The 23,344-nt window shown below is 49.1% G+C and carries 22 protein-coding genes; 19 read left to right on the forward strand and 3 right to left on the reverse strand.

Going from position 1 to position 23,344, the window contains the following annotated elements:
• Positions 1 to 2 precede the first annotated feature (2 nt).
• From thiI to GIW82_RS00770, 11 genes are all read left to right on the forward strand, one after another.
• Complete coding sequence (gene thiI, locus GIW82_RS00720) at positions 3 to 1,205, forward strand: tRNA uracil 4-sulfurtransferase ThiI (RefSeq protein ID WP_154748023.1); 1,203 nt, start codon at positions 3 to 5, stop codon at positions 1,203 to 1,205.
• A gap of 347 nt (positions 1,206 to 1,552) precedes the next feature.
• Positions 1,553 to 3,127 (forward strand): acyl-CoA synthetase MbcS, encoded by a 1,575-nt coding sequence (gene mbcS / locus GIW82_RS00725; RefSeq protein ID WP_154748024.1) that lies wholly within the window; start codon positions 1,553 to 1,555, stop codon positions 3,125 to 3,127.
• A 127-nt stretch (positions 3,128 to 3,254) separates the two neighbouring features.
• A complete protein-coding gene (gene rarD, locus GIW82_RS00730) occupies positions 3,255 to 4,172 on the forward strand; it encodes an EamA family transporter RarD (RefSeq protein ID WP_154748025.1) in 918 nt (305 codons plus the stop codon).
• Positions 4,173 to 4,246: 74 nt separating this feature from the next.
• On the forward strand, positions 4,247 to 5,260 hold the full coding sequence (sppA, locus tag GIW82_RS00735) for a signal peptide peptidase SppA (protein WP_154748026.1): 1,014 nt from the start codon (positions 4,247 to 4,249) through the stop codon (positions 5,258 to 5,260).
• Between the two features lie 12 nt (positions 5,261 to 5,272).
• Complete coding sequence (locus tag GIW82_RS00740) at positions 5,273 to 5,851, forward strand: RDD family protein (protein WP_154748027.1); 579 nt, start codon at positions 5,273 to 5,275, stop codon at positions 5,849 to 5,851.
• Positions 5,852 to 5,884: 33 nt separating this feature from the next.
• Complete coding sequence (gene tpx, locus GIW82_RS00745) at positions 5,885 to 6,394, forward strand: thiol peroxidase (protein WP_154748028.1); 510 nt, start codon at positions 5,885 to 5,887, stop codon at positions 6,392 to 6,394.
• A 52-nt stretch (positions 6,395 to 6,446) separates the two neighbouring features.
• Positions 6,447 to 7,367: a class I SAM-dependent methyltransferase gene (locus GIW82_RS00750; RefSeq protein WP_154748029.1), complete on the forward strand. Its 921-nt coding sequence runs from the start codon at positions 6,447 to 6,449 to the stop codon at positions 7,365 to 7,367.
• 104 nt (positions 7,368 to 7,471) lie between these two features.
• Positions 7,472 to 8,695 (forward strand): carboxylate--amine ligase, encoded by a 1,224-nt coding sequence (locus GIW82_RS00755; protein WP_154748030.1) that lies wholly within the window; start codon positions 7,472 to 7,474, stop codon positions 8,693 to 8,695.
• A 3-nt stretch (positions 8,696 to 8,698) separates the two neighbouring features.
• A complete protein-coding gene (gene cuyB / locus GIW82_RS00760; protein WP_154748031.1) occupies positions 8,699 to 9,403 on the forward strand; it encodes a cysteate racemase in 705 nt (234 codons plus the stop codon).
• 29 nt (positions 9,404 to 9,432) lie between these two features.
• Positions 9,433 to 9,717 carry a hypothetical protein gene (locus GIW82_RS00765; protein ID WP_154748032.1) on the forward strand — a complete coding sequence of 95 codons (285 nt, stop codon included), beginning with the start codon at positions 9,433 to 9,435 and terminating at the stop codon, positions 9,715 to 9,717.
• Between the two features lie 140 nt (positions 9,718 to 9,857).
• Entirely contained in the window at positions 9,858 to 10,040 is a 183-nt protein-coding gene (locus tag GIW82_RS00770; RefSeq protein ID WP_154748033.1) for a hypothetical protein, read from the forward strand.
• 55 nt (positions 10,041 to 10,095) lie between these two features.
• Here the strand turns inward: GIW82_RS00770 and GIW82_RS00775 are convergent, their stop codons facing one another.
• Positions 10,096 to 10,578: a universal stress protein gene (locus tag GIW82_RS00775; RefSeq protein ID WP_154748034.1), complete on the reverse strand. Its 483-nt coding sequence runs from the start codon at positions 10,576 to 10,578 to the stop codon at positions 10,096 to 10,098.
• Between the two features lie 249 nt (positions 10,579 to 10,827).
• On the opposite strand from GIW82_RS00775, the gene ald reads away from it, so the two are divergent.
• Positions 10,828 to 11,943 carry an alanine dehydrogenase gene (gene ald / locus GIW82_RS00780; protein WP_154748035.1) on the forward strand — a complete coding sequence of 372 codons (1,116 nt, stop codon included), beginning with the start codon at positions 10,828 to 10,830 and terminating at the stop codon, positions 11,941 to 11,943.
• Between the two features lie 47 nt (positions 11,944 to 11,990).
• On the opposite strand, the gene GIW82_RS00785 is transcribed toward ald, so the two are convergent.
• Positions 11,991 to 13,085, reverse strand: coding sequence for a M24 family metallopeptidase (locus GIW82_RS00785; protein WP_154748036.1), 1,095 nt, complete (start codon positions 13,083 to 13,085; stop codon positions 11,991 to 11,993).
• A 960-nt stretch (positions 13,086 to 14,045) separates the two neighbouring features.
• On the opposite strand from GIW82_RS00785, the gene GIW82_RS00790 reads away from it, so the two are divergent.
• Together GIW82_RS00790 and GIW82_RS00795 are read left to right on the forward strand one after the other, a co-directional pair.
• Positions 14,046 to 14,723, forward strand: a complete 678-nt coding sequence (locus tag GIW82_RS00790) for a metal-dependent hydrolase (RefSeq protein WP_154748037.1) — start codon at positions 14,046 to 14,048, stop codon at positions 14,721 to 14,723.
• A gap of 124 nt (positions 14,724 to 14,847) precedes the next feature.
• On the forward strand, positions 14,848 to 16,155 hold the full coding sequence (locus GIW82_RS00795; RefSeq protein ID WP_154748038.1) for a DRTGG domain-containing protein: 1,308 nt from the start codon (positions 14,848 to 14,850) through the stop codon (positions 16,153 to 16,155).
• A 39-nt stretch (positions 16,156 to 16,194) separates the two neighbouring features.
• Here GIW82_RS00795 and GIW82_RS00800 read toward each other — a convergent pair whose 3' ends face one another.
• A complete protein-coding gene (locus GIW82_RS00800; RefSeq protein ID WP_154748039.1) occupies positions 16,195 to 16,494 on the reverse strand; it encodes a YtpI family protein in 300 nt (99 codons plus the stop codon).
• Between the two features lie 96 nt (positions 16,495 to 16,590).
• Between GIW82_RS00800 and GIW82_RS00805 the strand changes: the two genes are divergently transcribed.
• The 5 genes from GIW82_RS00805 (at position 16,591) to GIW82_RS00825 (ending at position 23,316) form a co-directional block, all read left to right on the forward strand.
• Positions 16,591 to 17,532: a DHH family phosphoesterase gene (locus tag GIW82_RS00805; RefSeq protein ID WP_154748040.1), complete on the forward strand. Its 942-nt coding sequence runs from the start codon at positions 16,591 to 16,593 to the stop codon at positions 17,530 to 17,532.
• A gap of 19 nt (positions 17,533 to 17,551) precedes the next feature.
• Positions 17,552 to 20,614 (forward strand): DNA polymerase III subunit alpha, encoded by a 3,063-nt coding sequence (gene dnaE, locus GIW82_RS00810; RefSeq protein WP_370455945.1) that lies wholly within the window; start codon positions 17,552 to 17,554, stop codon positions 20,612 to 20,614.
• 231 nt (positions 20,615 to 20,845) lie between these two features.
• Complete coding sequence (locus GIW82_RS00815; RefSeq protein ID WP_154748042.1) at positions 20,846 to 21,502, forward strand: FadR/GntR family transcriptional regulator; 657 nt, start codon at positions 20,846 to 20,848, stop codon at positions 21,500 to 21,502.
• Entirely contained in the window at positions 21,486 to 22,358 is an 873-nt protein-coding gene (gene accD, locus GIW82_RS00820; protein WP_154748043.1) for an acetyl-CoA carboxylase, carboxyltransferase subunit beta, read from the forward strand. The genes GIW82_RS00815 and accD overlap by 17 nt, the downstream gene beginning before the upstream one ends.
• A complete protein-coding gene (locus GIW82_RS00825) occupies positions 22,351 to 23,316 on the forward strand; it encodes an acetyl-CoA carboxylase carboxyltransferase subunit alpha (protein ID WP_370455946.1) in 966 nt (321 codons plus the stop codon). Before accD ends, GIW82_RS00825 begins: the two co-directional genes overlap by 8 nt.
• The last annotated feature ends 28 nt before the right edge of the window (positions 23,317 to 23,344 follow it).

A 23,344-nucleotide genomic window follows, 5' to 3' on the forward strand; every position in this document is an offset into this window, starting at 1 on the left:
AGATGAAAACAAATCAAGTATTGATCCGTTACGGAGAATTATCGACGAAAGGGAAGAACAGAAAGTCGTTCATCTCGCATCTCCGAGAAAACATCCGGCAAACGTTGTCCGATCTTTCTTCTTTCAAGATCCGCGCTGAACGTGACCGGATGTTTATCTTCTGTGAAAATGAGCGGGAGATGGAAGAAATCATCGTCCGCCTGCCGTCCGTCTTCGGGATCCAATCGTTCAGCCCGGTCATCGAATGCGGGCATGAGCCGGAGCAGCTCAAGGTGACAGCGAAGGAAGTCATCAGCAAGCTAGATACGGAAGGCAAATCTTTCAAAGTGACCGTTAAGCGTCCGTACAAAGCATACCCGTTGGAGAAGCTCGAGATCATGAAAGAAATCGGTTCGCATGTTCTCCGCAATTTTCCGGAGCTTCACGTGCAGATGCAAAAACCGGATATTGAATTGAAGGTCGAGATCCGTGAAGAAGCGGCATATTTGATGGCTGAAGTCATCCAAGGTGCGGGTGGTTTGCCGGTCGGTGCTGGCGGCAAAGCGCTCCTCATGCTTTCGGGTGGCATCGACAGTCCGGTGGCAGGCTACTACATGCTGAAGCGTGGGGTCCGTCTCGAACTCATCCACTTTTTCAGTCCGCCATATACGAACGAGCGAGCGAAAGAGAAAGTGTTTGATTTAGCAGAACGCTTGAGCCGTTACGGCGCATCCATCAAGCTTCACATCATCCCGTTCACGGAACTTCAGCAGCAAGTGCACAAGCAGATGCCGGAGAATATCACGATGACATCTACACGACGCATGATGCTTCGGATCGCGGAGCGTGTCATGAAAGAGGTCGATGCCAAAGCGATCATTAACGGGGAAAGTCTCGGTCAAGTTGCGAGCCAGACAATCGACAGCATGCACGCGATCAATGCGGTCACGTCGGCACCGATCTTACGTCCACTCGTCGCGATGGATAAGCTGGAGATCATCGACGTCGCGCAAAAAATCGACACGTACGATATTTCGATCCGTCCATATGAAGATTGTTGTACGATTTTCACGCCTGCCAATCCGAAGACGAAACCGAAGCTTGAGAAGGTCGAGCATTATGAAAGCTACCTCGATTTCGATTCGCTAATCGAAGAATGCGTTGCGCAGCGTGAAGTCATTAAATTCCCGCGTGTCGACAAGAAAGAATTCGAAGATTTACTTTGAAAAGTGCGAGCAGCGCATCCAAGGCAGTGAACCTTGGATGCGCTGTTTTTTTGATTTTGCAACCAATTGCTCCTGCATCGCTTCGCTGCTTCGTCGCAGAAGTAGTAGCCAGACTGCCTCTGGCTACTACAACCAATTGCTCCTGCATCGCTTCGCTGCTTCGTCGCAGAAGTAGTAGCCAGACTGCCTCTGGCTACTACTTTGCAACGATCCCCCCAACCTAACAAACACCTTCACCCAGCAAGGCGTTCTGTCATTTTTGTAAAATTATTCTGAATAATAATTTTAAACAAACTTTATTGAGGTATAATAATAATTGGAGTATTTACAACAAAGGAGAGATTCAGATGACTACACAAAATTTGCATGCACCAGAATCGTATAACTTGGTCGAGGAAATCGAGCGTTATGCCACCGGGGAAGGCAAACTTGCAATTCACTGGGAGAACGATCAAGGGGACCAGAAAGAGATTACCTATGACGAGCTGATCAAGCGAGCGAACCGTGCTGCGAACAGCTTCGAAAAAGTGGGATTGAAAAAAGGCGATATCGTCCTGGTCATGGTACCGCGACTTGTCGAAGCATACGTTACATATATCGGCGCATTGAAAGCTGGATTAGTCGTAATTCCGAGCTCTGAAATGCTGCGTGCGAAAGATATTTCTTACCGATTGACGCATAGTGATGCGAAAGCTGTCATTGCGTATGAGCCATTCGTGGATCAGTTCGAAGGGGTAGCCGAACTGGACAACGTTGTGAAATTCGTCATCGGGAAAGCTGGAGAAACTTGGGTTTCCTTGACTGATGAAATCGAACAAGCTTCTGATGTCTATAAAGACCCTGGCACGAAGAGCAGTGACATGGCGTTCCTTTCATACACGTCTGGGACCACAGGCAATCCGAAAGGTGCAGTACATAGCCACGGCTGGGCATATGCGCATCTTCGCACATCAGCTGAACATTGGTTAGGGGCAACTGAAGGAGACCTTGTTTGGGCAACTGCAAGTCCAGGCTGGCAGAAGTGGATCTGGAGTCCGTTCCTTGCAACACTTGGAAGCGGCGCGACTGGGTTCGTCTACAACGGCAAGTTCGACGCGACAGTTTACTTGGAGCTTTTGCAAGAGCGTAAAATCAATGTTCTTTGCTGTACGCCGACAGAATACCGGATCATGGCGAAACAGCCGGACCTTGGTTCATACGACTTGTCATCACTTCACAGTGCAGTTTCAGCAGGCGAGCCGCTGAACGGTGAAGTCATCAATGTCTTCCAGGACAAATTCGGCTTGGAAGTACGCGATGGTTATGGCCAGACAGAGAACACTCTTCTGGTCGGTGTCATGAAGGGCATGGAGTCCCGTGCAGGTTCGATGGGGAAACCGACACCGGGGAACCGTGTCGAGATCGTCAACGAATTCGGCGAGCCAGCTGAAGTCGGTGAAGTAGGGGATATCGCAGTTCACGTCGAAACAGCTGCGCTGTTCAAAGAATACTTCAAAGACGAAGAGCGGACGAAAATGCAGTACCGTGGCGATTACTACATTACGGGCGATAAAGCAGCTAAAGATGAAGACGGCTACTTCTGGTTTGAAGGCCGCGGCGATGACATCATCATTTCTTCTGGCTACACAATTGGGCCGTTCGAAGTTGAAGATGCACTCGTCAAGCACCCAGCGGTACAAGAGTGTGCGGTTGTCGGTTCACCAGATGAAATCCGTGGTGCAATTGTCAAAGCATTCGTCGTTCTAGTCGAAGGACAGGAAGGAACGGAAGAATTAGTGAAGGACCTTCAAAACCACGTGAAAGAAATGACAGCACCATACAAATATCCACGTTCAATCGAATTCCGCACAGAACTGCCGAAGACGGCTTCTGGTAAGATTCGCCGCGTGGAGTTGCGCAAAGCAGAACAACAAAAGAAATGACTTTCCGGAAACTGTGTGTCATCCCGTAAATGGGATATGCACAGTTTTCATTTATATCGAAATGGATTCAAATGGGCTATAGTGTAATAAAGCGAAAGTAAAATACACGACGATTGGTGCGATCACGATGACAGATGAAAAAAGAGGGATAGTTCTTACCGTTTTTACGTACATGATCTGGGGGATGCTGCCGATTTTTTGGAAGCAAGTCGAACACGTCCCGGCAGATGAATTACTGGCAGCACGTATTGTCTTTGCCTTCATCCTGACTGTGCTGCTCATCATCACGCTCGGTGGCGGGAAGCAGTGGATCGCGGATATCAAATCATTGTGGCGCGACAAGAAGAAGTTCTTCACGCTGATGCTGGCGTCGCTCTTCATCTCGGGCAACTGGTTCCTCTACATATATGCTGTCACGAATGATCACATCGTCGAGACGAGTCTCGGCTACTACATCAACCCTCTCATTTCGATGCTGATCGGGGCGATTGTCTTGAAGGAAAAACTATCGCCGTCGATCAAAATTTCCTTCGTCCTTGCGGCAGTCGGCGTGACGATTTTGACCATCTCGTATGGATCCTTGCCATGGCTCGCAATCGGGATGGCTACTACTTTCGCGACCTATGGCTACATCAAGAAAACGATCCAGCTCAACGCCTTGCGTGGGTTGGCGATCGAGACGCTATTTGTCCTGCCGGTTGCACTCGGCTATTACGTCTATTTGTTCGTGGATGGCCGCGCCGCCATCGGACATACCGGCTTATCGACCGATTTTATGCTGATTATCAGTGGAGCGGCGACAGCACTGCCGCTATGGCTCTTCGCAATTGCGGCACCGCTCATCCCTTTGTATGTCGTCGGCTTCCTGCAGTACATCGCGCCGACATTGATGCTCGTCATCGGTGTCTTCCTTTACGGAGAAGCATTCGGCGCAATCGACTTGCTGTCCTTCTCACTGATCTGGGCCGCTTTGGTCTTATTTACAGGGACGAAAGTGGTGGAAGCGCGGAAGAGGTACAAGGACAAAAGATCGACTTTACGCTGAAAATGATGGAATGACGAAACGTTTTATCATGTAGGTCGTATAAGTTACAGTAGAGAGAGAAGGAGGAATGGAAAATGAATATGAAACGTTGGATTGCATTAGGAGCAGCAGCATTGGTTTTGTTCATCTCGATCGCTGTCAGTTCTGCGTATGCGATTTTTCAAGCAACCTTATCGACGAGCTTTGATGACATGTTAATGGCGACGGATACGGAGCTCGGTGAAAATATCATCGAGAGCGGGGATCTGAACAACCGGATCGCCGTGCTGAATGTGGATGGCGTCATCCAGGACACAGGAAGTACTTCGCCGTTCTTCGGAACTGTTGGCTATGACCATAAACTGTTCATGGAACAACTGGAGCAGATCCGGAACGACGATACGATCAAAGGTGTCGTATTGAAAGTCAATTCGCCAGGTGGCGGAGTCGTGGAATCAGCACAGATTTACGATAAGATCATCGAAATTCAAGAAGAGACGGAAAAAGCATTCTATGTCTCGATGGGATCGATGGCAGCTTCCGGTGGGTATTACATAGCTGCTCCGGCCGATAAGATTTTCGTCAGCGAAGAGACATTGACAGGTTCGATCGGCGTCATCATGGAGAGCGTCAATTACGGCGAGTTGGCTGAACGTTACGGAATCGACTTCGTGACGATCAAATCCGGTCCGTACAAAGATATTTTAAGCCCTTCACGTGAAATGACAGATGATGAACGCGCATTGCTCCAGGAAATGTTGGACAGCTCGTATGAAGCGTTCGTCGATGTCATCGAAGCAGGACGTGGAATGTCCGAGGAGCAAGTGAAGACGTTCGCGGATGGCCGCATCATGAACGGTCGCCAAGCAGTCGATCAAGGACTGGCGGATGACTTCGGTTATGCAGAAGATACGATTGCAGCGATCAAAACGGATCTAGGTGTCGAGAATGCGACTGTATTCGAATACGGCATCGGCGACAGCTGGGGATCATTGTTCTCAGCGAAAGCAGGTTCATTGTTCGGAGCGAGTGCGGAAGAACAAGCCATTGCGAAACTATTGGCAGATTACAGCGCACCACGCATGATGTATATTTACGGTGAGAAATAAGGAGGGACGATCATGGCAGAAGATGTACACAATGAAGGACAGGAACGTGTGACATTGGAAAAAGAACGCCACGTCACTCCGCAGTATTCGGAAACCATCGCGTATGAACGCAAGCCTGCAGGATTTTGGGTGCGTTTTTGGGCGTACTTGCTGGACGTTGCAGTCATCTGGGGCATCACCTCGATCTTGTTGAAGCCGGTGTTCGGCATACTCGGCATGGAGACGGGCGGAACGGAATGGTACGCACCATACGCGATTTTGTCAGCCATTCTGTTCTACAGCTATTTCGTCTTGATGACGAAGTTTTTCCGTCAGACACTCGGCAAGATGGTGATGGGGATCCAAGTCGTTTCACTGAAGCAGGAAAAGCTGACATGGGGCACATTGCTGTTCCGCGAATGGATCGGCCGCTTTTTGTCAGTGACGATTTTGCCACTATATTGGCTTGTCGGTTTTACACCGCTGAAGCAAGGTGTCCATGACTTTATCGCGGATACAACGGTCATTCATGAAGCCTCTTACCGCGAGCGCAAGGTACGTGTGGAAAGTGTTGGGCGGAATGAGTTGCAACAAACAGAGGCATTCGATTAAAATGAAGGAACAATGAGTAGGAGGCGTTCTATTTTGGTACAGATCACATTTATGGGGAATCCGGTTACTTTACCAGGTTCAGAAGTGAAAGTCGGAGACACTGCACCAGACTTCACAGTACTATCGAATGATTTGAAGGCAGTGACATTGGAAAGCAGCGCAGACAAAGTTCGTTTGATTAGCGTCGTACCTTCACTTGATACGGGCGTCTGTTCAAAACAAACTGCCCGTTTCAATGAAGAAGCGGAAAAATTCGGCGACAACGTCGAAGTGCTGACAATTTCAGCTGACCTTCCATTCGCACAGAAACGTTGGTTGGAAAGCAACAATGCTAAGAAAATGAACACACTATCTGATCATCGCGATCTTTCTTTCGGGGAAGCTTACGGCGTATCAATGAAAGAACTTCGCCTACTTGCGCGTTCGATCTTCGTCATCGATCCAGAGGACAAAGTGACATACGTTGAATATGTCTCTGAAGGAACGGATCATCCGGATTACGACGGAGCAATCAATGCCGTCAAACAACTAACAAATGAATAATACAGAAAACCCACTCAAGCAGAGTGGGTTTCCTTGTTGAGGTGGAATATCAATGAACAGCGAAATGGAAAAATTATTTTATTGGCTTGAAAGTGAAACAACGAACATCCAGCAGCAGGAAGACCTTTCCTATTTGGAAAGCTTGCTTGCTGCAACAGACAAATGGCTCGACGGCGACCTGCGTCCAGAAGGAACACCTTCGAAAGAGGATATCCGGAAAGCAATTCAGCTCACGGTTCTAAAGGGCATGCAGGAAAACGTCCAGCCACATCACCAAATGACACCGGATGCACTCGGCTTATTGATCGGATATCTAGTCGACTTGTTCGTGAAAGAAGAGGCAATCTCCATCCTGGACCCGGCAGTCGGAACAGGGAACCTTCTACTGACAGTCATGAATCACCTCGGCGATCGGACGAGAGCGGCAGGCGTCGAAATCGATGATCTGCTGATTCGTCTGGCAGCGAATACTGGGAATTTGGTCGAACAGCCGGTGATGTTCTATTTGCAGGATGCATTGCAGCCACTCCTGATCGATCCGGTCGATGCAGTCGTCTCGGATCTGCCAGTCGGCTATTATCCGCATGATGACCATGCAGCTGAATTCGAGCTGAAAGGAGAGGAAGGGATGTCTTATGCACATCACCTATTCATTGAGCAATCGTTGAAGCATACAAAAGAAGGCGGCTATTTGTTCTTCGTCGTCCCGCAAGCGTTATTCGAATCTCCGCAAGCACCGCAGCTCCATTCTTTCTTGAAGGCGAATGCGCACATCCAGTCCGTAATGGAATTGCCTTCGAATTTGTTCAAGAATGCTGGACACGCAAAAGGCATCCTTGTTTTGCAGAAGAAAAAAGAAGGACTTCGCGCACCGAAGGAAGTCCTTCTTGCGAAAGTGCCGAACATGTCCCAACCACAGTCAATGTCCAAGTTTTTCATGCAAGTGAACGCATGGTTCAAAGACAATAAATGATGGTTCCCAGCGCCCATTCCGTAAATCGGATGGGCGTTAATTAATTTTACGGAGCAATTGTGGTAAACTATTGTAGCAATCTAAATAGAAGTGAGATGATTTTTTTGAAAAACGAACAAACATTTCTTCCGGTCCTGCTTGGGTCGGATATGAACGCATATGGGATGGCGCGTGCATTCCATGAGGCATACGGCATCGAGCCACTCATCCTTGGAAGAGCCAGCCTGACCGCTACACAGGACAGCAGCATCCTCGAGTTCCGTGCAATCCCGGACTTGACGGACGAAGACAGATTCGTTCCTGCGCTCATGGAAGTGGCGAAGGAATTTTCTCATCTGAAACTATTGCTCCTTGCATGCGGGGATGATTATGCAAAACTCATCATTAAAAATAAACCTCAGCTGACATCGTATTTTGCAGTTCCGTATATAGATGAAGAGCTGATGAACCGAATTGTCCTGAAAGAGAACTTTTACGAGATCTGTGAACAGTATGGCTTCAGTTATCCGAAAACGACGATCTGCACGTATGAAAACCATCGTGAATTCGATCCAGATTTCGCTTACCCGATTATCATCAAAGCGTCCAACTCAGTCGCTTATTGGGCATGCTCATTCCCAGGGAAGAAAAAAGTGTTCGTCGCACACGACCCAGCAGAGAAGGCGGCAATCTTGGATGCAATCTATAAGTCGAGCTACAAAGACAACTTGACAGTCCAGGAGTTCATCCCTGGTGATGACTCGTACATGCGCGTACTGAATTCGTATGTCGGCAAAGACGGCAAAGTGAAGCTGATGTCACTTGGTAACCCGATCCTCGAAGAACACACACCGGAAGGCATCGGAAGTTATGCAGCGATCATCAACACATTCGATGAAAAGCTGATGGACAAAGTTCGTCACTTCCTCGAAGACATCGGCTACACAGGCTTCGCGAACTTCGATATGAAGTATGATGCGCGTGACAATGAATACAAGCTGTTCGAAATCAACTTGCGTAACGGCCGCAGCTCGTACTACGTGACTGCTGGTGGCTCGAACTTGATGAAATACGTCACGGACGACCACATCTTCAACGTTGACCAGCCGCTTCATTACGCGAAAGAAAAGCACCTTTGGACAATCATTCCAAACGGTGTCCTGTTCAAGTACGCACAAAATGAGGTGCTGTTGAATCAAGCGAAGCAATTGATCAAGCAAGGAAAAGTGACCAACTCGTTGTTCTATAAGAAGGATATGAATCCGAAACGATGGATCAAATTGACGCTCAATAACTTGAACTACTATCGGAAGTACAAAAAATACTTCAACAACAAAGGGTTGTCCTGATCGATGGAGAAGAAGATTTTAGGAATCCTCGGCGGTGTCGGTCCGTTGGCGACGATGATGATCGGTGAGATGATCGTCCGGTTGACGAAAGCGCAGAAGGATCAAGAACATATCCATACCATCATCACGAACAACACGTCCATTCCCGACCGCACTGCATACATCCTCGGGAAGTCTGAAGAAAATGCGGTACCGGTCATGGTCGAGGACACGAAACGTCTTGCAGCGGCTGGTGCGGATCTGATCATCATCCCTTGCAACACAGCACACACATTTTATGATGAGCTTTCTGATGGTTCGCCGATTCCGATTTTGCACATGATCCATGAAACAGCTGCGCGTGCAGCAAAGGATGGGGCGAAGAAAATCGGGATTCTCGCGACAAGCGGGACGATTCAGTCGAAAGTGTATCAAGAAGCATGCCGTGCACACGGTTTGGAAGTCGTATTACCGGATGCAGACGTGCAGAACAAAGTGATGGCAGTCATTTATGAACAGATCAAAGCGGGCGAACCTGTAGATCTTGCGATGTGGAACGACGTCGAGCAGTTCATGACCGCAAATGGCTGTGACCGCGTTATTCTCGGCTGCACGGAGCTTTCGATCGTCAAACGCGAACTCGGTCTTGGCGACTTGTATTTGGATTCCTTGACGGTGCTTGCCGAACAGGCGATTCTTGCATGTGGCTATGAATTGAAAGGGCAGTGACTGCTGACCAGAGAAGTGGAGGAGAAGGCATGGAGAAAGCTGCGACGCAGCCGAAGCTATTCGGCATTGGCTTATTGAATTCGATGATGCTCGGCTTGCCGTTTCTCGTGTTCATTTATCTATTCCTGAATTACGAGAGCGGCAATAAGCTCCAGTGGATATATGGCGGCCTCGCCTTAGTCGTTTATATATTTGTGCCGGTCATGAAGCCGTTCAAGGAAGAGCGGAACAAAGGTCTCAGCAGGAAATGGTTTTTGCTCGGCAGCGTCCTGGGTACAACGATGATCGTCGCATTACTTTGGGCACTAGCTTGATAATTTTATTATGTTAACCAAGACTATTCTTCTTAATTGAAAAAGGGGAATGGTCTTTTTTGTTGAAACGCAGGAATCCAAATTGAAGGAACAAAGGAGTGAGTGTTGAATTATATTAAAGCACAGAGGGGGATGAGGACTTGAAAGTATTGTTGTATATTGTCGTTTTTTCGATGATTGGTTTTATCATCCTGCAGGAGCTGGGCATCATGCTGGGTGCAATTTGCGGGATTTTAATGGCATTCGGGTATTCGAACGAACGGAGACTTAATCTTCTGGAAAAACGGATGGAAGAAATGCGCCATGCGCGAGATGTAGAATAACAATAAAAAAAGCAGCTTGCCAAGTAGATAGCAAGCTGTTTTTCGTTTTTTTCGATTAAAGCTGTTTGAATGAATCGGATGCTTGGCCCTGCACGTCCTCTTCAGTCCGCACAACGAGTACGTCACAATTTGCGGAACGGACGATGTGTTCAGAAACACTACCGATCAAGAAGCGCTCGACCGCGTTAAGGCCAGTCGCACCACAAATGATCAAGTCGGCATGGACTTTCTTGGACAAATCGCGGGAAATCATCGATTTAGGAGAACCGTAGTCAACGACGATGTTGATGTTTTCAACACCTGCCGCTTCCGCCTCTTTCTTGTAACCATTCAAGAGCTCTTCCGCGAAAGCTTGTGCGCGGTCCGCGATCGACCGGTCGTATGCTTCGATTGCTGCGAATGAACGTGTATCGATAATATTAGCCAGGTTCAACGACGCGTTGTTCCGTTTTGCGATCCCGATCGACTTCTTGAACGCCCACTCCGCTTCTTTGGAACCGTCAACTGCTACGAGAATATTCGAATACTGTAATGTCATTTTGCATTCCTCCTTTGATTAATGAACTATTTCTTCAGTAGTGAAGTGAATCCCTGCTAATATTCCCGGAAAACTTTACAAATCTGTGAATTCTTTTATTTAAGGCAGAATTTCGAGTTTTATCGTTTTCTGAAAAGACAATTAACTATACCGGACATTGTAATATCTGATAGAATTGATATGCTTGAATAATTAGAAATATTGCTTTCCGCCAATTGGCGTCCATTACATTTAACGGAGGGTTTTGCAATGCGTATCGGTGTACCTACAGAAGTGAAGAACAATGAAAATCGTGTGGCGATGACACCAGCTGGCGTCGTCAATCTTAAACAGAACGGCCATGAAGTGTTCATCCAGTCCGGAGCAGGAATCGGCTCCAATTTCATGGATGAAGACTACGAAGCAGCAGGTGCACAGATCGTTGCAACTGCCGAAGAAGCTTGGGCTCAGGAAATGATCATGAAAGTGAAAGAGCCGATCCAGTCCGAATACGGGTATTTCCATGAAGGCATGATCCTGTTCACTTATCTACACCTGGCTCCTGAACTGGAATTGACGCAAGCGATGCTCGATGCAAAAGTTGTCGGAATCGCTTACGAAACAGTTCAACTCCCAAACAATACATTGCCATTGTTGACACCCATGTCTGAAGTGGCTGGCAGAATGTCTACGCAGATCGGTGCACAATTCCTTGAAAAGATCCACGGCGGGGCAGGCGTTCTACTAAGTGGCATCCCAGGCGTCAGCCGCGGGAAAGTAACAGTCGTCGGTGGCGGCGTAGCAGGAACGAATGCAGCGAAAATCGCTGTCGGCATGGGAGCGGATGTAACGGTTCTTGACTTGAACCCGGATCGCCTGCGTCAGTTGGACGATCTATTCGGCAAGAGTGTTCAGACACTCATCTCGAACCCGTTGAACATCGCGGAATCTGTGAAGAACTCTGATCTCGTCATCGGAGCGGTCCTGATTCCGGGTGCAAAAGCGCCGAAGCTTGTATCGGAAGAAATGGTCAAATCGATGAAACCAGGTTCAGTCGTTGTCGACATCGCAATCGACCAAGGCGGGATCTTCGAAACGAGCGACCGCATCACGACACACGATAACCCGACATATAAAAAACATGATGTGGTCCATTATGCAGTCGCAAACATGCCGGGTGCAGTGCCACGTACATCGACGATCGGTTTGACGAACGTCACAGTTCCTTACGCTGTCCAAATCGCGAACAAAGGCTACAAGCAAGCGATCCAAGACAACGAAGCATTGAAAAAAGGTGTCAACACATTGGAAGGCTACGTCACGTACAAAGCGGTGGCAGACGACCAAGGACGCGAATACAAATCAGTGGATGAGCTATTGGCTTGATCTCATAGAAAAAAGCAGCAGGCATCGTGCCGCTGCTTTTTTGCGTATTATGAAATGATGCGCATCTCTTTCGGATAGTTTGTCAACACTTCGTAACCATCAGCTGTAACTGCCACATCGTCTTCGATGCGGACGCCGACTTCACCCGGAATATAAATGCCCGGCTCTATCGTGAAGACCATGCCAGCTTCCATCGGCATGTCGTTTGCGCCGTGGATGGATGGGAATTCGTGGACGGATACGCCGAGTCCGTGGCCAAGGCGGTGGGTGAAGAACTCACCGAAGCCAGCTTCTTCGATTACGTCGCGTGCGATACGGTCCAGGTCAGAGGCTTTGATGCCAGGTTTAACGGCTTCAAGCGCTGTTTGTTCAGCACGCAGAACCGTTTCGTACACTTCACGCTGCTTGTCACCCGGTTCACCGAACACAAGTGTGCGCGTGATGTCCGAGCAGTATCCTTTATGGACAACGCCGAGGTCAAGCAAGACAAAATCACCGAGTGCGAAAGGTCTGCTGCCAGTCGATCCATGCGGGGATGCTGCTTTCTCGCCGCCTAAGATCGTCGTCTCGAATGACATTTGCTTGATGCCGCGCTCTTTCAATGCCGATTCGACAATCGTCATCAGTTCAAGCTCCGTCATGCCTTCTTTCAAGTTCGCTGCAGCTATTTCGATCGCATAGTCTGCGAACTGTGCCGCTTCACGCAAAATGACCAGTTCCGCCTCGTCTTTGATGACGCGCATTGTGTTCATTTGATCGTCAAGCGAGTGGAACGTCGGTGCATTGAAGCGTTCTTGCAGTGCTTCGTAACGATCCACTGTCAGATGGTTCTTCTCGATGCCAAGCGTGCCGATTTCGCCGACTTTTTCTTGAACCTTTTCACGAAGCAATTCCATAGAATCTTGCGTGTCTTCGTGTCCGACCATTTCATAAGCCCATCCAGCGGCTTTCGCATCGGGCATTTCCATTTTCGGACAGATCAAGAATGGTTCAGCATCTTTGAAAATCATGATGCCCAGCAAGCGCTCGTGCGGGTTGCTGCGGAAACCGCTGACGTAAAAGACGTTGTCGGGGTTCGTGATGAATGCTGCGTCCACCTGTGCAGTTTGTAAATACTGTTGCAGTTGCTCGATTTTATTCATATATGATCTTCCTCCTCTACTCCATAAGCATAACAAAAATGAGAGCGGTTGAGTAATTGCCAGCCATTCCGATTATTCTGTATAATGTGGGTATAGGTTGGACTAGGGTGTTGGGGGAGATGGATATCGCGAGTTAAATCGCTTGCGGCTTAAGGACATGGCTCCCGGGATAAGCTGAGCTAGACGCAGACCAAATGTAATTTGGAATGTGTCTCTGCGACCGTAGCGCAAAGCGCTATGAGAGCACAGGAAGCTCACCTTATCCCTCCGCCATGTCCAGGCCAGCCACTTCGCTGGGAGGGGGGTTAATTGTTAGAGAGTGTCATCAGCATTTCATTCTATTGTTGGTATTGAGTTGAATGTCTGGGCGGCTGACTGCGTAGGCCGCTGAGTTCTAATTTTGGAGAGAGAAAAGTAAGTGGGAGAGGCCAGTTTTTGTCGAGTTAATACTTCGGCACCGAATCAAGCTTGAAAATGTGCGAGATACGACTTGTTGGTCATGAGATACGACCTCATGCTCCTGAGGTACGACTTTGCCAACTCGAGATACGATATGCATCATCGACTCGCTCATTTTCAAGAGTGAAAAAATCTGAGTCGCGACTAAATCCAGAATTAGCATGAAAGCTGAAATCACTCACTAATACCTGACTCCAAATCACTAGCATTCCATACAACATCCTGTTATCGAAGGAGCTGAGCCGGAATGGAAGAGTGAGCACGTTGGAGGAGGAAAGCTAAGACGAGACCCCGCAGGTTGCGATAGCGACCGAGGAGGCTCGGCTCAGCGCCTCTAATGTGTGAAACTCTGGAATGCGGGTCAGCCGGACTCCGACAAAGTCCATCCTCACAAAAACTCAAGAATGCAGGTCAGACGGTCTCTAATTATTTATTACACCAATCACTCTAGTTCGATGCACCATCAAATACTATTCAAGATAAATTGAAGGAGGTACTCACATGCAAATTTCTTATCATGGACATTCAGTTGTGAAAATCAAGACAGGCTCGTACACGATATTGATCGATCCGTTCATCAATGGGAATGGTTTGACAGACTTGAAAGTGGAAGAAGAGGCACCGGACGCAATCCTGTTGACACATGCGCATAATGACCACGTCGGTGATACGGTGGAGCTGGCGAAGAGGAGGGATGCGGTAGTGGTGGCGCCCGTGGAGCTTGCCAATTATCTTGGAAGCTTCGGCTTGGATGTGGTGCCGATGAATCTAGGTGGGGCGAAGAAGTTCGATTTCGGAACTGTCAAGTTCACGAAAGCCTTCCACAGCTCATCTTATACGACAGATTCAGGTGATGTAATATATGGCGGCATGCCGGCAGGAATCTTGTTCAAGGCGGAAGGGAAAACCCTTTACCATGCAGGGGATACGGAATTGTTCGGAGATATGGAATTGATCGGTAAGCGCAATGATATCGATGTTGCATTCGTGCCGATCGGCGACCACTTCACGATGGGTCCGGAAGATGCGGCGTATGCGTTGGAGTTGCTGCAGCCGAAGCTGGGCGTGCCGATGCATTACAATACGTTCCCGCCGATCAAGCAAGATCCAGAAGTTTTCAAGAAATTGGTTACAGCGTGTGAGGTGAGGGTCCTGCAGCCAGGTGAAACAATCGAATGAACGGGGAATCCGGAAAGCTGGGGCTTTCTGGATTTTTTTATTCGCCGACACAGATGGACATCCGTTATCGGCCGGCATGTGATACACTGAAATTAAGAGGATAGTATGAGGAAAAGGTGAAAATATGACGACCAAACATGAACTCATTCTTGCGTATATCGAAGAATTGGAAGTGGGAGAGAAAATCTCCGTTCGGCGCATCGCGAAAGAGCTGAGCGTCAGTGAAGGGACGGCTTACCGAGCAATTAAAGAAGCGGAGACACGGCGTCTTGTGTCGACGATCGAACGGGTCGGGACCATTCGGATCGAACGGAAGAAGAAAGAAAATATCGAGCGGCTGACTTATGCGGAAATCGTCAATATCGTCGATGGGCAAGTGTTTGGTGGTAAAGGCGGCTTGCATAAATCGCTGACGAAGTTCGTCATCGGCGCGATGCAGTTGGAGGATATGATGCGCTACACGGCAGCGGGGAATTTACTGATTGTCGGGAACCGGTACAAAGCGCACGAATATGCATTGCGGGCAGGAGCGGCCGTCTTGATCACAGGCGGATTCGATTGTTCCGATGAAGTGCGGAAGCTCGCGGACGAGTATGAATTGCCTGTGATCTCGACAAGCTATGATACGTTCACTGTAGCAACGATGATCAACCGGGCGATTTATGATCAGTTGATCAAAAAAGAGATCCTCTTGATCGAGGATATTTTCATTCCGATCGAACAAACGCATTATCTTCATCAGAAGGACCCGGTAAGCCGTTATAGGGAATTGAATCGCGAGACCGGCCATGGAGGCTTCCCAGTCGTGGATGACCAGAAGAAATTGATCGGTATCGTCACATCTCGGGATGTACTCGGCAAAGAAAATCACGAAACGATCGATAAAATGATGACGAAAGATCCGATCACCGTGGCATTCAAGACAAGTGTCGCAGCCGCTGGACATCGGATGATCTGGGAAGGCATCGACTTGTTGCCGGTTAGTGACGAGCAAGGCTTTCTGCGAGGAGTCATCAGCCGGCAAGATGTCTTGAAGGCGATCCAGACCGCACAGCGTCAACCGCAGCAAGGCGAGACCATCGATGACATCATCAAGACCCAGCTGAACCAACAAGGCAATGATCCGATGACGATGGAATTCAAAGTGACGCCGCAGATGACCAATGCATACGGCTCCATTTCGAACGGTGCTTACACGGCGATCCTTGAGGAAAGCGCGAGTCGTGGCTTGAAGCGGAACAATCGGAAAGACGCAGCGCTCGAGAACTTCACGGTATATTTCCTGAAGCCGGTCCAAATGGATTCGATTGTCACGATCAAATCAAATATATTGGACATCACGAGGAAATCGGCGAAAGTCGAAGTTGAAGTGGCGGAAGGGAACAACATTGTCGGAAAAGCCATGCTGACATTCCAGTTGCTTGACCGGTGAATGCACAGGAACTAAAAAAACTCTCCGGGAAGGGAGAGTTCAGGCATTGAGTTCGGCTTCTTCTTCCACGAACGAGTGGTAGTGCTTAGCCGCTTTGTAGTTGTAGATGATGAGTGCTCCGCCGAGGATGATGAAAATGCCGGCGATGATGTAAGTGAGCATCGTTTGGAACAAGAAAATCTGGTTGATGCCGAAGAATAAGACGAAGCTGCCGAGTGCCAGCGAAGCGATCGATGCATACCATTTCCGGCGGATCGGCAGTGCCGTACGGAATTGTTTTGTTTTATAATAAAGATAAGCGACAAGCGACAACACGATCAAACCTGCAAAAACTAACATGAATAAAGGACCTCCTGTAACGCAAACTTTCTTCCATTGTACTGAGAATCGGAAAGAAATGCGAATGGAAATCCTTTTGAATCGGAGGAGTATTCAATGCACAGTCAAATCATTGACACAATTAAACAAGCAGAAACGATCATTATCCACCGCCATGTCCGGCCGGATCCGGATGCATATGGCTCGCAATTAGGATTGAAAGCCCTGTTGGAACAAGCTTATCCGGAAAAGCGGATTCTCGCTGCCGGAACACACGAACCGACGATGGATTTCATGGCAGGACCGGATAAGGTGGAAGATACCGATTTCGAGGGAGCACTTGTCATCGTGACGGATACGGCGAACCAGGAACGAGTCGATGATCAGCGCTACAAGAACGGGTCTGGCTTGATCAAGATCGACCATCACCCGAACGACGACCCATATGGAGATATTACATTAGTCGATACAGGTGCATCATCCGCATCGGAAATGATTTTCGAACTATATACATATGGCGCTGAGCACGCAGGATGGAAGCTTACAGAGAAGGCTGCCCGATTCCTATATGCGGGGATTGTCGGAGACACGGGGAGATTCATCTATCCGAGCACGACACAGCGTACGTTCGAGGTCGCATCCGAATTGATCCGTTTCGATTTCGACCGGGAAGAACTTTATGATGGCATGTACGAGAAAGAGCGTAACTTGCTGAATTTGCAAGGGTACATTTACCAAGAATTCCAGCTGGAAGAGAACGGCGCTGCGTATATCCGGATCCCGTCTTCAGTTCTGAAGAAATTCAATGTGACGCCATCTGAAACGTCATTACTCGTTTCATCACTTGGTGATGTGAAAGGGATGCGTGCATGGGTCATGTTCATCGAAGAAGAAACGGAAATCCGCGTGCGATTCCGTTCGAAAGGACCGATTATCAATACACTTGCGAAAGAATATGGTGGCGGTGGGCATCCGCTCGCTGCAGGGGCATCCGTACATTCGTGGGACGAAGCGGATGTAATCGTCGAAAAATTAATTGCACTATGTGATAACGACTAAAAGTAAAGGGGGGATTGGAGTGGCGAAGGTTTATCCGTATATAAGCACGTCAGCCGATTTGCTAAAAAGCACGGTACGCCTTAACCAGCTGTTCCCGCTTTTAAAACAGCAAGGCGCTGTCTCGGCAGCGATTGTGAATACGACATTATACGGCGTACTTCCGTTCTGGGAAGCATGTAAGCAGGCCGGCATCCACGGGGTGATCGGCTTTTCTTCATTTATCGACTTCGAAGCACAGCACTTGCCCGTCACGTTTTATGCAAAGACCCAGCAAGGGTATGAAAACTTGTTGAAGATATCAAGTGCACTTGGCACACGCGACCGGAAATCCATCCCACAAGCATGGTTGAAAGCATACGCGGAAGGGCTTTATTGTCTCGTACCGAACAAAGCGGTCTGGACAGCTGAAGGCCGGGAAGATGCATTCGCCTTTTTGAAATCGGTGTTCGGCGATTTAGTGTTAGGTGCGGTCGAACGCCCTGGTGGAGTCAAAACAGGCCATGAAGAATTATTCATCGAGCGGTGTGAACATACGGGCATGCCTATCATGGCAATCCACGAAGTGCGTTACTTGAAAAAAGAAGATGCTTTTGCGCTGGAAGTCGCTTCGGCAATTTCACAAGGTGTGAAGCTTGGTGATCCGGAGTGGCAAACTCCCCCGCATACAGATGCATACGTTCCAGAGCCAGGTGAATTTGAAGACTGGTTCCAGGACCAGCCACAGTGGATTGGGCAGACGGAGCAAGTACTTGCGAGTTGTCACGTAACGATTCAAGTGGATCAGAAATTGTTGCCGATATTTCCGCTTCCTGAAGGAGTGGATCACGGGCGCTATTTACGCGAGCGTTGTGAACAAGGGTTGAAAGAGCGCGTACCGGAAGCAGGACAAGCGTATATGGAACGGCTCGGATACGAACTCGGCGTGATTGACGAGATGGGCTATAACGATTATTTCTTGATTGTCTCGGATTTCATGGCGTTCGCCAGAAGCCGCGACATTTTGACGGGGCCAGGGCGGGGGTCTTCCGCGTCGTCTCTCGTCGCATATGTCTTGCGGATCACGGACGTGGACCCGCTCCATCATGGTTTATTGTTCGAACGATTCTTGAACCCGGAACGGATCACGTTACCGGATATCGACATTGACTTCGCCGACCACCGAAGACATGAAGTGGTCGAATATGTCGCGCAGAAATACGGCCAGGATTATACTGCGCAGATCATTACGTTCGGTACGCTGTCTGCGAAAGCTGTCGCGCGTGACACCGCCCGCGTTTTCGGCTTCGAAAAGGAAGAGCTCGATGCCATTTCGAAGTTAATTCCAGGACGTCTCGGCATTCAGCTGAAGCAAGCGTTTCACGAAGAGCCGCGTTTCAAGGAGTGGGTCATGGCGAGTGACATCCGTAAGAAGTGGCTGAAGACGGCAACCCAGCTTGAAGGACTGCCGCGCCATGCTTCGACGCACGCGGCGGGAGTCATCTTGAGTCCGGTGCCGCTTGTCCGTCACGTTCCGATTGAGACGGGAAGCGAAGGCGTTTATTTGACGCAATGGCCGATGAAGGAACTGGAAGCGATCGGCTTGTTAAAAATGGATTTTCTCGGACTCCGGAATTTGACGATTCTCGACAAAATCCGTTTCTTGGTGAAGAAAGACACAGGGCATCAGATTGATTACCGGGCGCTGCCTCTCGATGACCAAGCGACTTACGAGCTGCTTGCCAAAGGGGAGACGCTTGGCGTGTTCCAGTTGGAGTCGGAAGGGATGCGAAAAGCGCTTCGGCAGATCAAGCCGACGATGTTCGGTGATATTGTCGCAGTGAATGCACTTTACCGTCCGGGTCCGATGGAATTCATTCCACTTTATGCGCGGCGGAAGCACGGCCAGGAACGGGTCGATTACAGCCATCCAGACCTCGAACCGATTTTGAAAGAGACGTACGGCGTTATCGTCTATCAGGAGCAAATCATGCAGATTGCCTCTAAGATGGCCGGCTTCTCACTCGGTGCAGCCGATCTATTGAGACGCGCTGTTTCGAAAAAGGAGCGACACATTCTCGACCAAGAGCGAAAGCACTTTGTCGATGGTGCAAGGACGAAAGGATACGGCGAGACCTCGGCACAAGCCGTCTATGACTTGATTGTCCGGTTCGCCGACTATGGCTTCGCCAAAAGCCACGCGGTCGCTTATAGTATGATCAGTTATCAGCTAGCGTTTATGAAAGCGAATTACCCGGTCCACTTTTACGCTGCACTGCTCGCGAGTCACTCCGGAAACAATGACAAGACGAATCAGTTTTTTCAGGAGCTGAAAGATCGGGGCATCCGCATATTGCCGCCGTCGATCCAATCGGAAGTCGGTGCGTATTCTGTCGAGAGCGGGAATTTGCGCATCGGGCTTTATGCTGTCAAAGGGGTGCCAGGCAGTACAGTTCGCGCCATTACAGAAGCGCGGAAAGATGGAGAGTTCACGAGCATTTACGACATCGCAGCGCGCATCTCGGCGATCCATTTTTCCCGTAAGACGATCGAACCGCTCATTAAGGCAGGTGCCCTCGATGCCTTCGGGAAAGATCGTGGTGTCTTACTGTCTTCTTTGGACGGAGCGGTCAAGCATGCGGAACTTGTCCGGCCGAACGAAGAGCCTGGATTGTTCGATGATTCAGGGTTCTCTTTCCTTAAGCCGAAGTACGCTGAAGCATCGCCGATTCCAGAAGAACTGAAACTTGATTACGAAAAAGAATCGCTCGGCTTTTACGTTTCCACACATCCGGTGGAGCGGGAGAAGAAAATCCGTGGCAATGCATTCGCCGACCTGAAAGACATTCGGAGCATGCGGCACCAGCAGCAAGTGAAAGTGCTCGGTATGGTCGAAGAAATCAAGCGGATCCGGACGAAGAAAGGGGACGCAATGGCGTTTCTTACGCTGCAAGATGATTCGGCGGCATGTTCGCTCACGCTGTTCCCGAAAGAATATGCCGCATTCAGTTCTTTATTAGAAGAGCACAGGATTCTGGAAGTCGAGGGCACCGTCGAAAACAGGCAAGGAAAAATAGCAATCCAAGTGAAAGACATGAAAAAATGAGAACATCACTTCTATAATCGAGAGCCCTTCCGGCGAGTCATATCCGAAGACTTGTCCGGGAGGGTTCTTTTTTATATGCACGAAAATCATCGAACCTTTGTAAATAAGACGGAAGGCAAGGCAAATCAGACAAAATTGCACTTTTTTCTTTACATTCCTCCCGTTTTTTACTAATGTATAGAAAGTAGGTGGTCTGACCACTTTCAAATAAATGGTAAATGAGGGGCCGCGATGAATCAGCCCAAACGTTATTTGGACATTGTGCGCGATATCCGCGACATGATCCGGAATGACAAAATTAGAGTGGGTGATCGGATTCCATCCGAGCGTGAATTAGCGGAGCGTCTGCAAGTCGGGCGTTCGACGATACGGGAAGCACTCAGGAGTTTAGAGCTGCTTGGTCTGATCGAAACACGCAGAGGAGAAGGGACCTTCCTTTCAAACCACCGCAACCATCAACTCGTCGAGACACTTTCGACATTCATCCTTCAAGACAACCAATCGATCCGCGACGTAGAAGAAACGCGGTTGATGCACGAATTGTGGGCGATCAAGAACGTCTGCCGTCATGAGTCACTCGGGAATCTGCGTGTCTGGGACAGTTTCCGGCAACGGTTGATCGGTGAGAACCGATTCCAGCGGGAAGACTTCGTCAAGGAATTGATGGTGCTTTCGGGGAACAGGTTATCATTGAAGATCTGGATGCTGCTTGAGCAATTCGACGGCAAACCATTCCAAGGAATTGTGGGACAACAGGAAAAAGAAATGTTGCTCGGGATTCTTGGAGCAATTGAGAAGCAAGAGGAAGAGCAAGCGATCCAAGGCTATATGGCCTGGTGTGATTTTCTGCGAAAAGGGAGCGAAGAACGAAATGGCGATCATCCGTGAATTATTTAAAAATAAACGACTGAAAAAAGAGACGACGATTCCGACACAAGCTGCGAAAGATGTACCGGAAGGCATCATGACGAAATGTCCGGAATGTAAAGAGATTACGTTGACGAAAGAATTGATGACGGCGCACAAAGTATGTCCTAAATGCGATCATCACTTCAAAATGACAGCGTTCGAGCGTGTGGAATGCTTAATGGATACAGGAACATTCGAATCGATGGATGACCACCTGCAATCAGCGAATCCGCTCAGCTTTCCGGGATATACTGAAAAAGTGCAGAGCGACAGTGCGAAAACAGGCTTAAACGAAGCGGTACTCACAGGAATCGGAACATTGAAAGGGCAGGAAGTCGCTGTCGCGATCATGGACTCCCATTTCCGGATGGGCTCGATGGGCTCGGTCGTCGGTGAGAAAATCACGCGTGCGATTGAAGCGGCGACAGACAGAGGCGTCCCGTTCATCATCTTCACGGCGAGTGGCGGAGCGCGCATGCAAGAAGGTGTCTTGTCACTCATGCAGATGGCAAAGACGAGCGTCGCTTTGAAGCGCCACAGCAATGCAGGGCTTCTTTTTATCTCGATCATGACGCACCCGACGACGGGCGGCGTATCTGCAAGTTTCGCATCAGTCGGTGATATCAACTTGGCGGAACCGAAGGCGTTGATCGGCTTTGCTGGTAGACGCGTCATCGAGCAGACCGTGAGGGAAAAACTGCCGGAAAACTTCCAGACAGCGGAATTCCTGCTGGATCATGGACAGCTTGATGCAGTCATTCACCGGAAAGATATGCGCGACAGACTATCTTCCATCGTAAAATTGCACGCGAAGGGAGTAGAGAATCGTGGCTAAAACGACCATCAAACATTTATCTTTCGAGGAACCACTACTGGAACTGAGGAAAAAAATCGATGAACTGAAAGAATATACAGCGACAGCTGATGTCGATTTGACAGAAGAGATCACGAGTCTTGAAGGGCGTCTGGAGAAGCTCGAAAAAGAAACGTATGAAAACATGAAGCCGTGGGACCGTGTCCAAGTGGCCCGTCATCCGAAAAGACCGACGACGCTCGACTACATCCCGCTTCTATTCGGCGACTTCCTTGAACTGCACGGCGATCGGCAGTTCGGCGATGATCAGGCGATTGTTGGCGGTATCGCTTCGTTTAAAGGCAGACCGGTTACTGTCATCGGCCATCAGCGCGGCAGGGATACGAAGGAAAACGTCCGCCGCAACTTCGGGATGCCACATCCAGAAGGTTACCGTAAAGCGTTGCGTCTGATGGAACAGGCGGAGAAGTTCAACCGTCCGATCATCTGTTTGATCGATACGAAAGGTGCATATCCGGGGAAAGCGGCTGAAGAGCGCGGCCAAAGTGAGGCGATCGCGCGGAACTTGGTCGAGATGGCCGGTTTCACTGTTCCGATCATCTCCATCGTCATTGGCGAAGGCGGAAGTGGCGGAGCGTTGGCACTTGGTGTCGGGAACCACATTTTGATGCTCGAAAACTCGACTTTTTCGGTCATTTCACCGGAAGGCGCAGCATCGATTCTTTGGAAAGATGCGGCACTTGCACAAACTGCGGCTGAAGCGATGAAGATCACGGCAAGCGACTTGCTTGAGCTTGGAATCATCGAGCGGATCATTCCGGAAGTGCGCGGTGGTGCGCATCATGATGAGGTGCAACAAGCACGGTTTATCGAAGAAGCGATCGAACAGTCTTTGGTGGAACTTGGCGGGATGAATGGGGATGAATTGGTCGCGCAACGTTACGACAAATTCAAAGCCATTGGTGTTTATGGAGAGTGAACAGCGAAAAGCTGCTTCACTCTTCTTT

Source organism: Planomicrobium sp. YIM 101495 (genome assembly GCF_009707665.1).
GTDB lineage: Bacteria > Bacillota > Bacilli > Bacillales_A > Planococcaceae > Planococcus.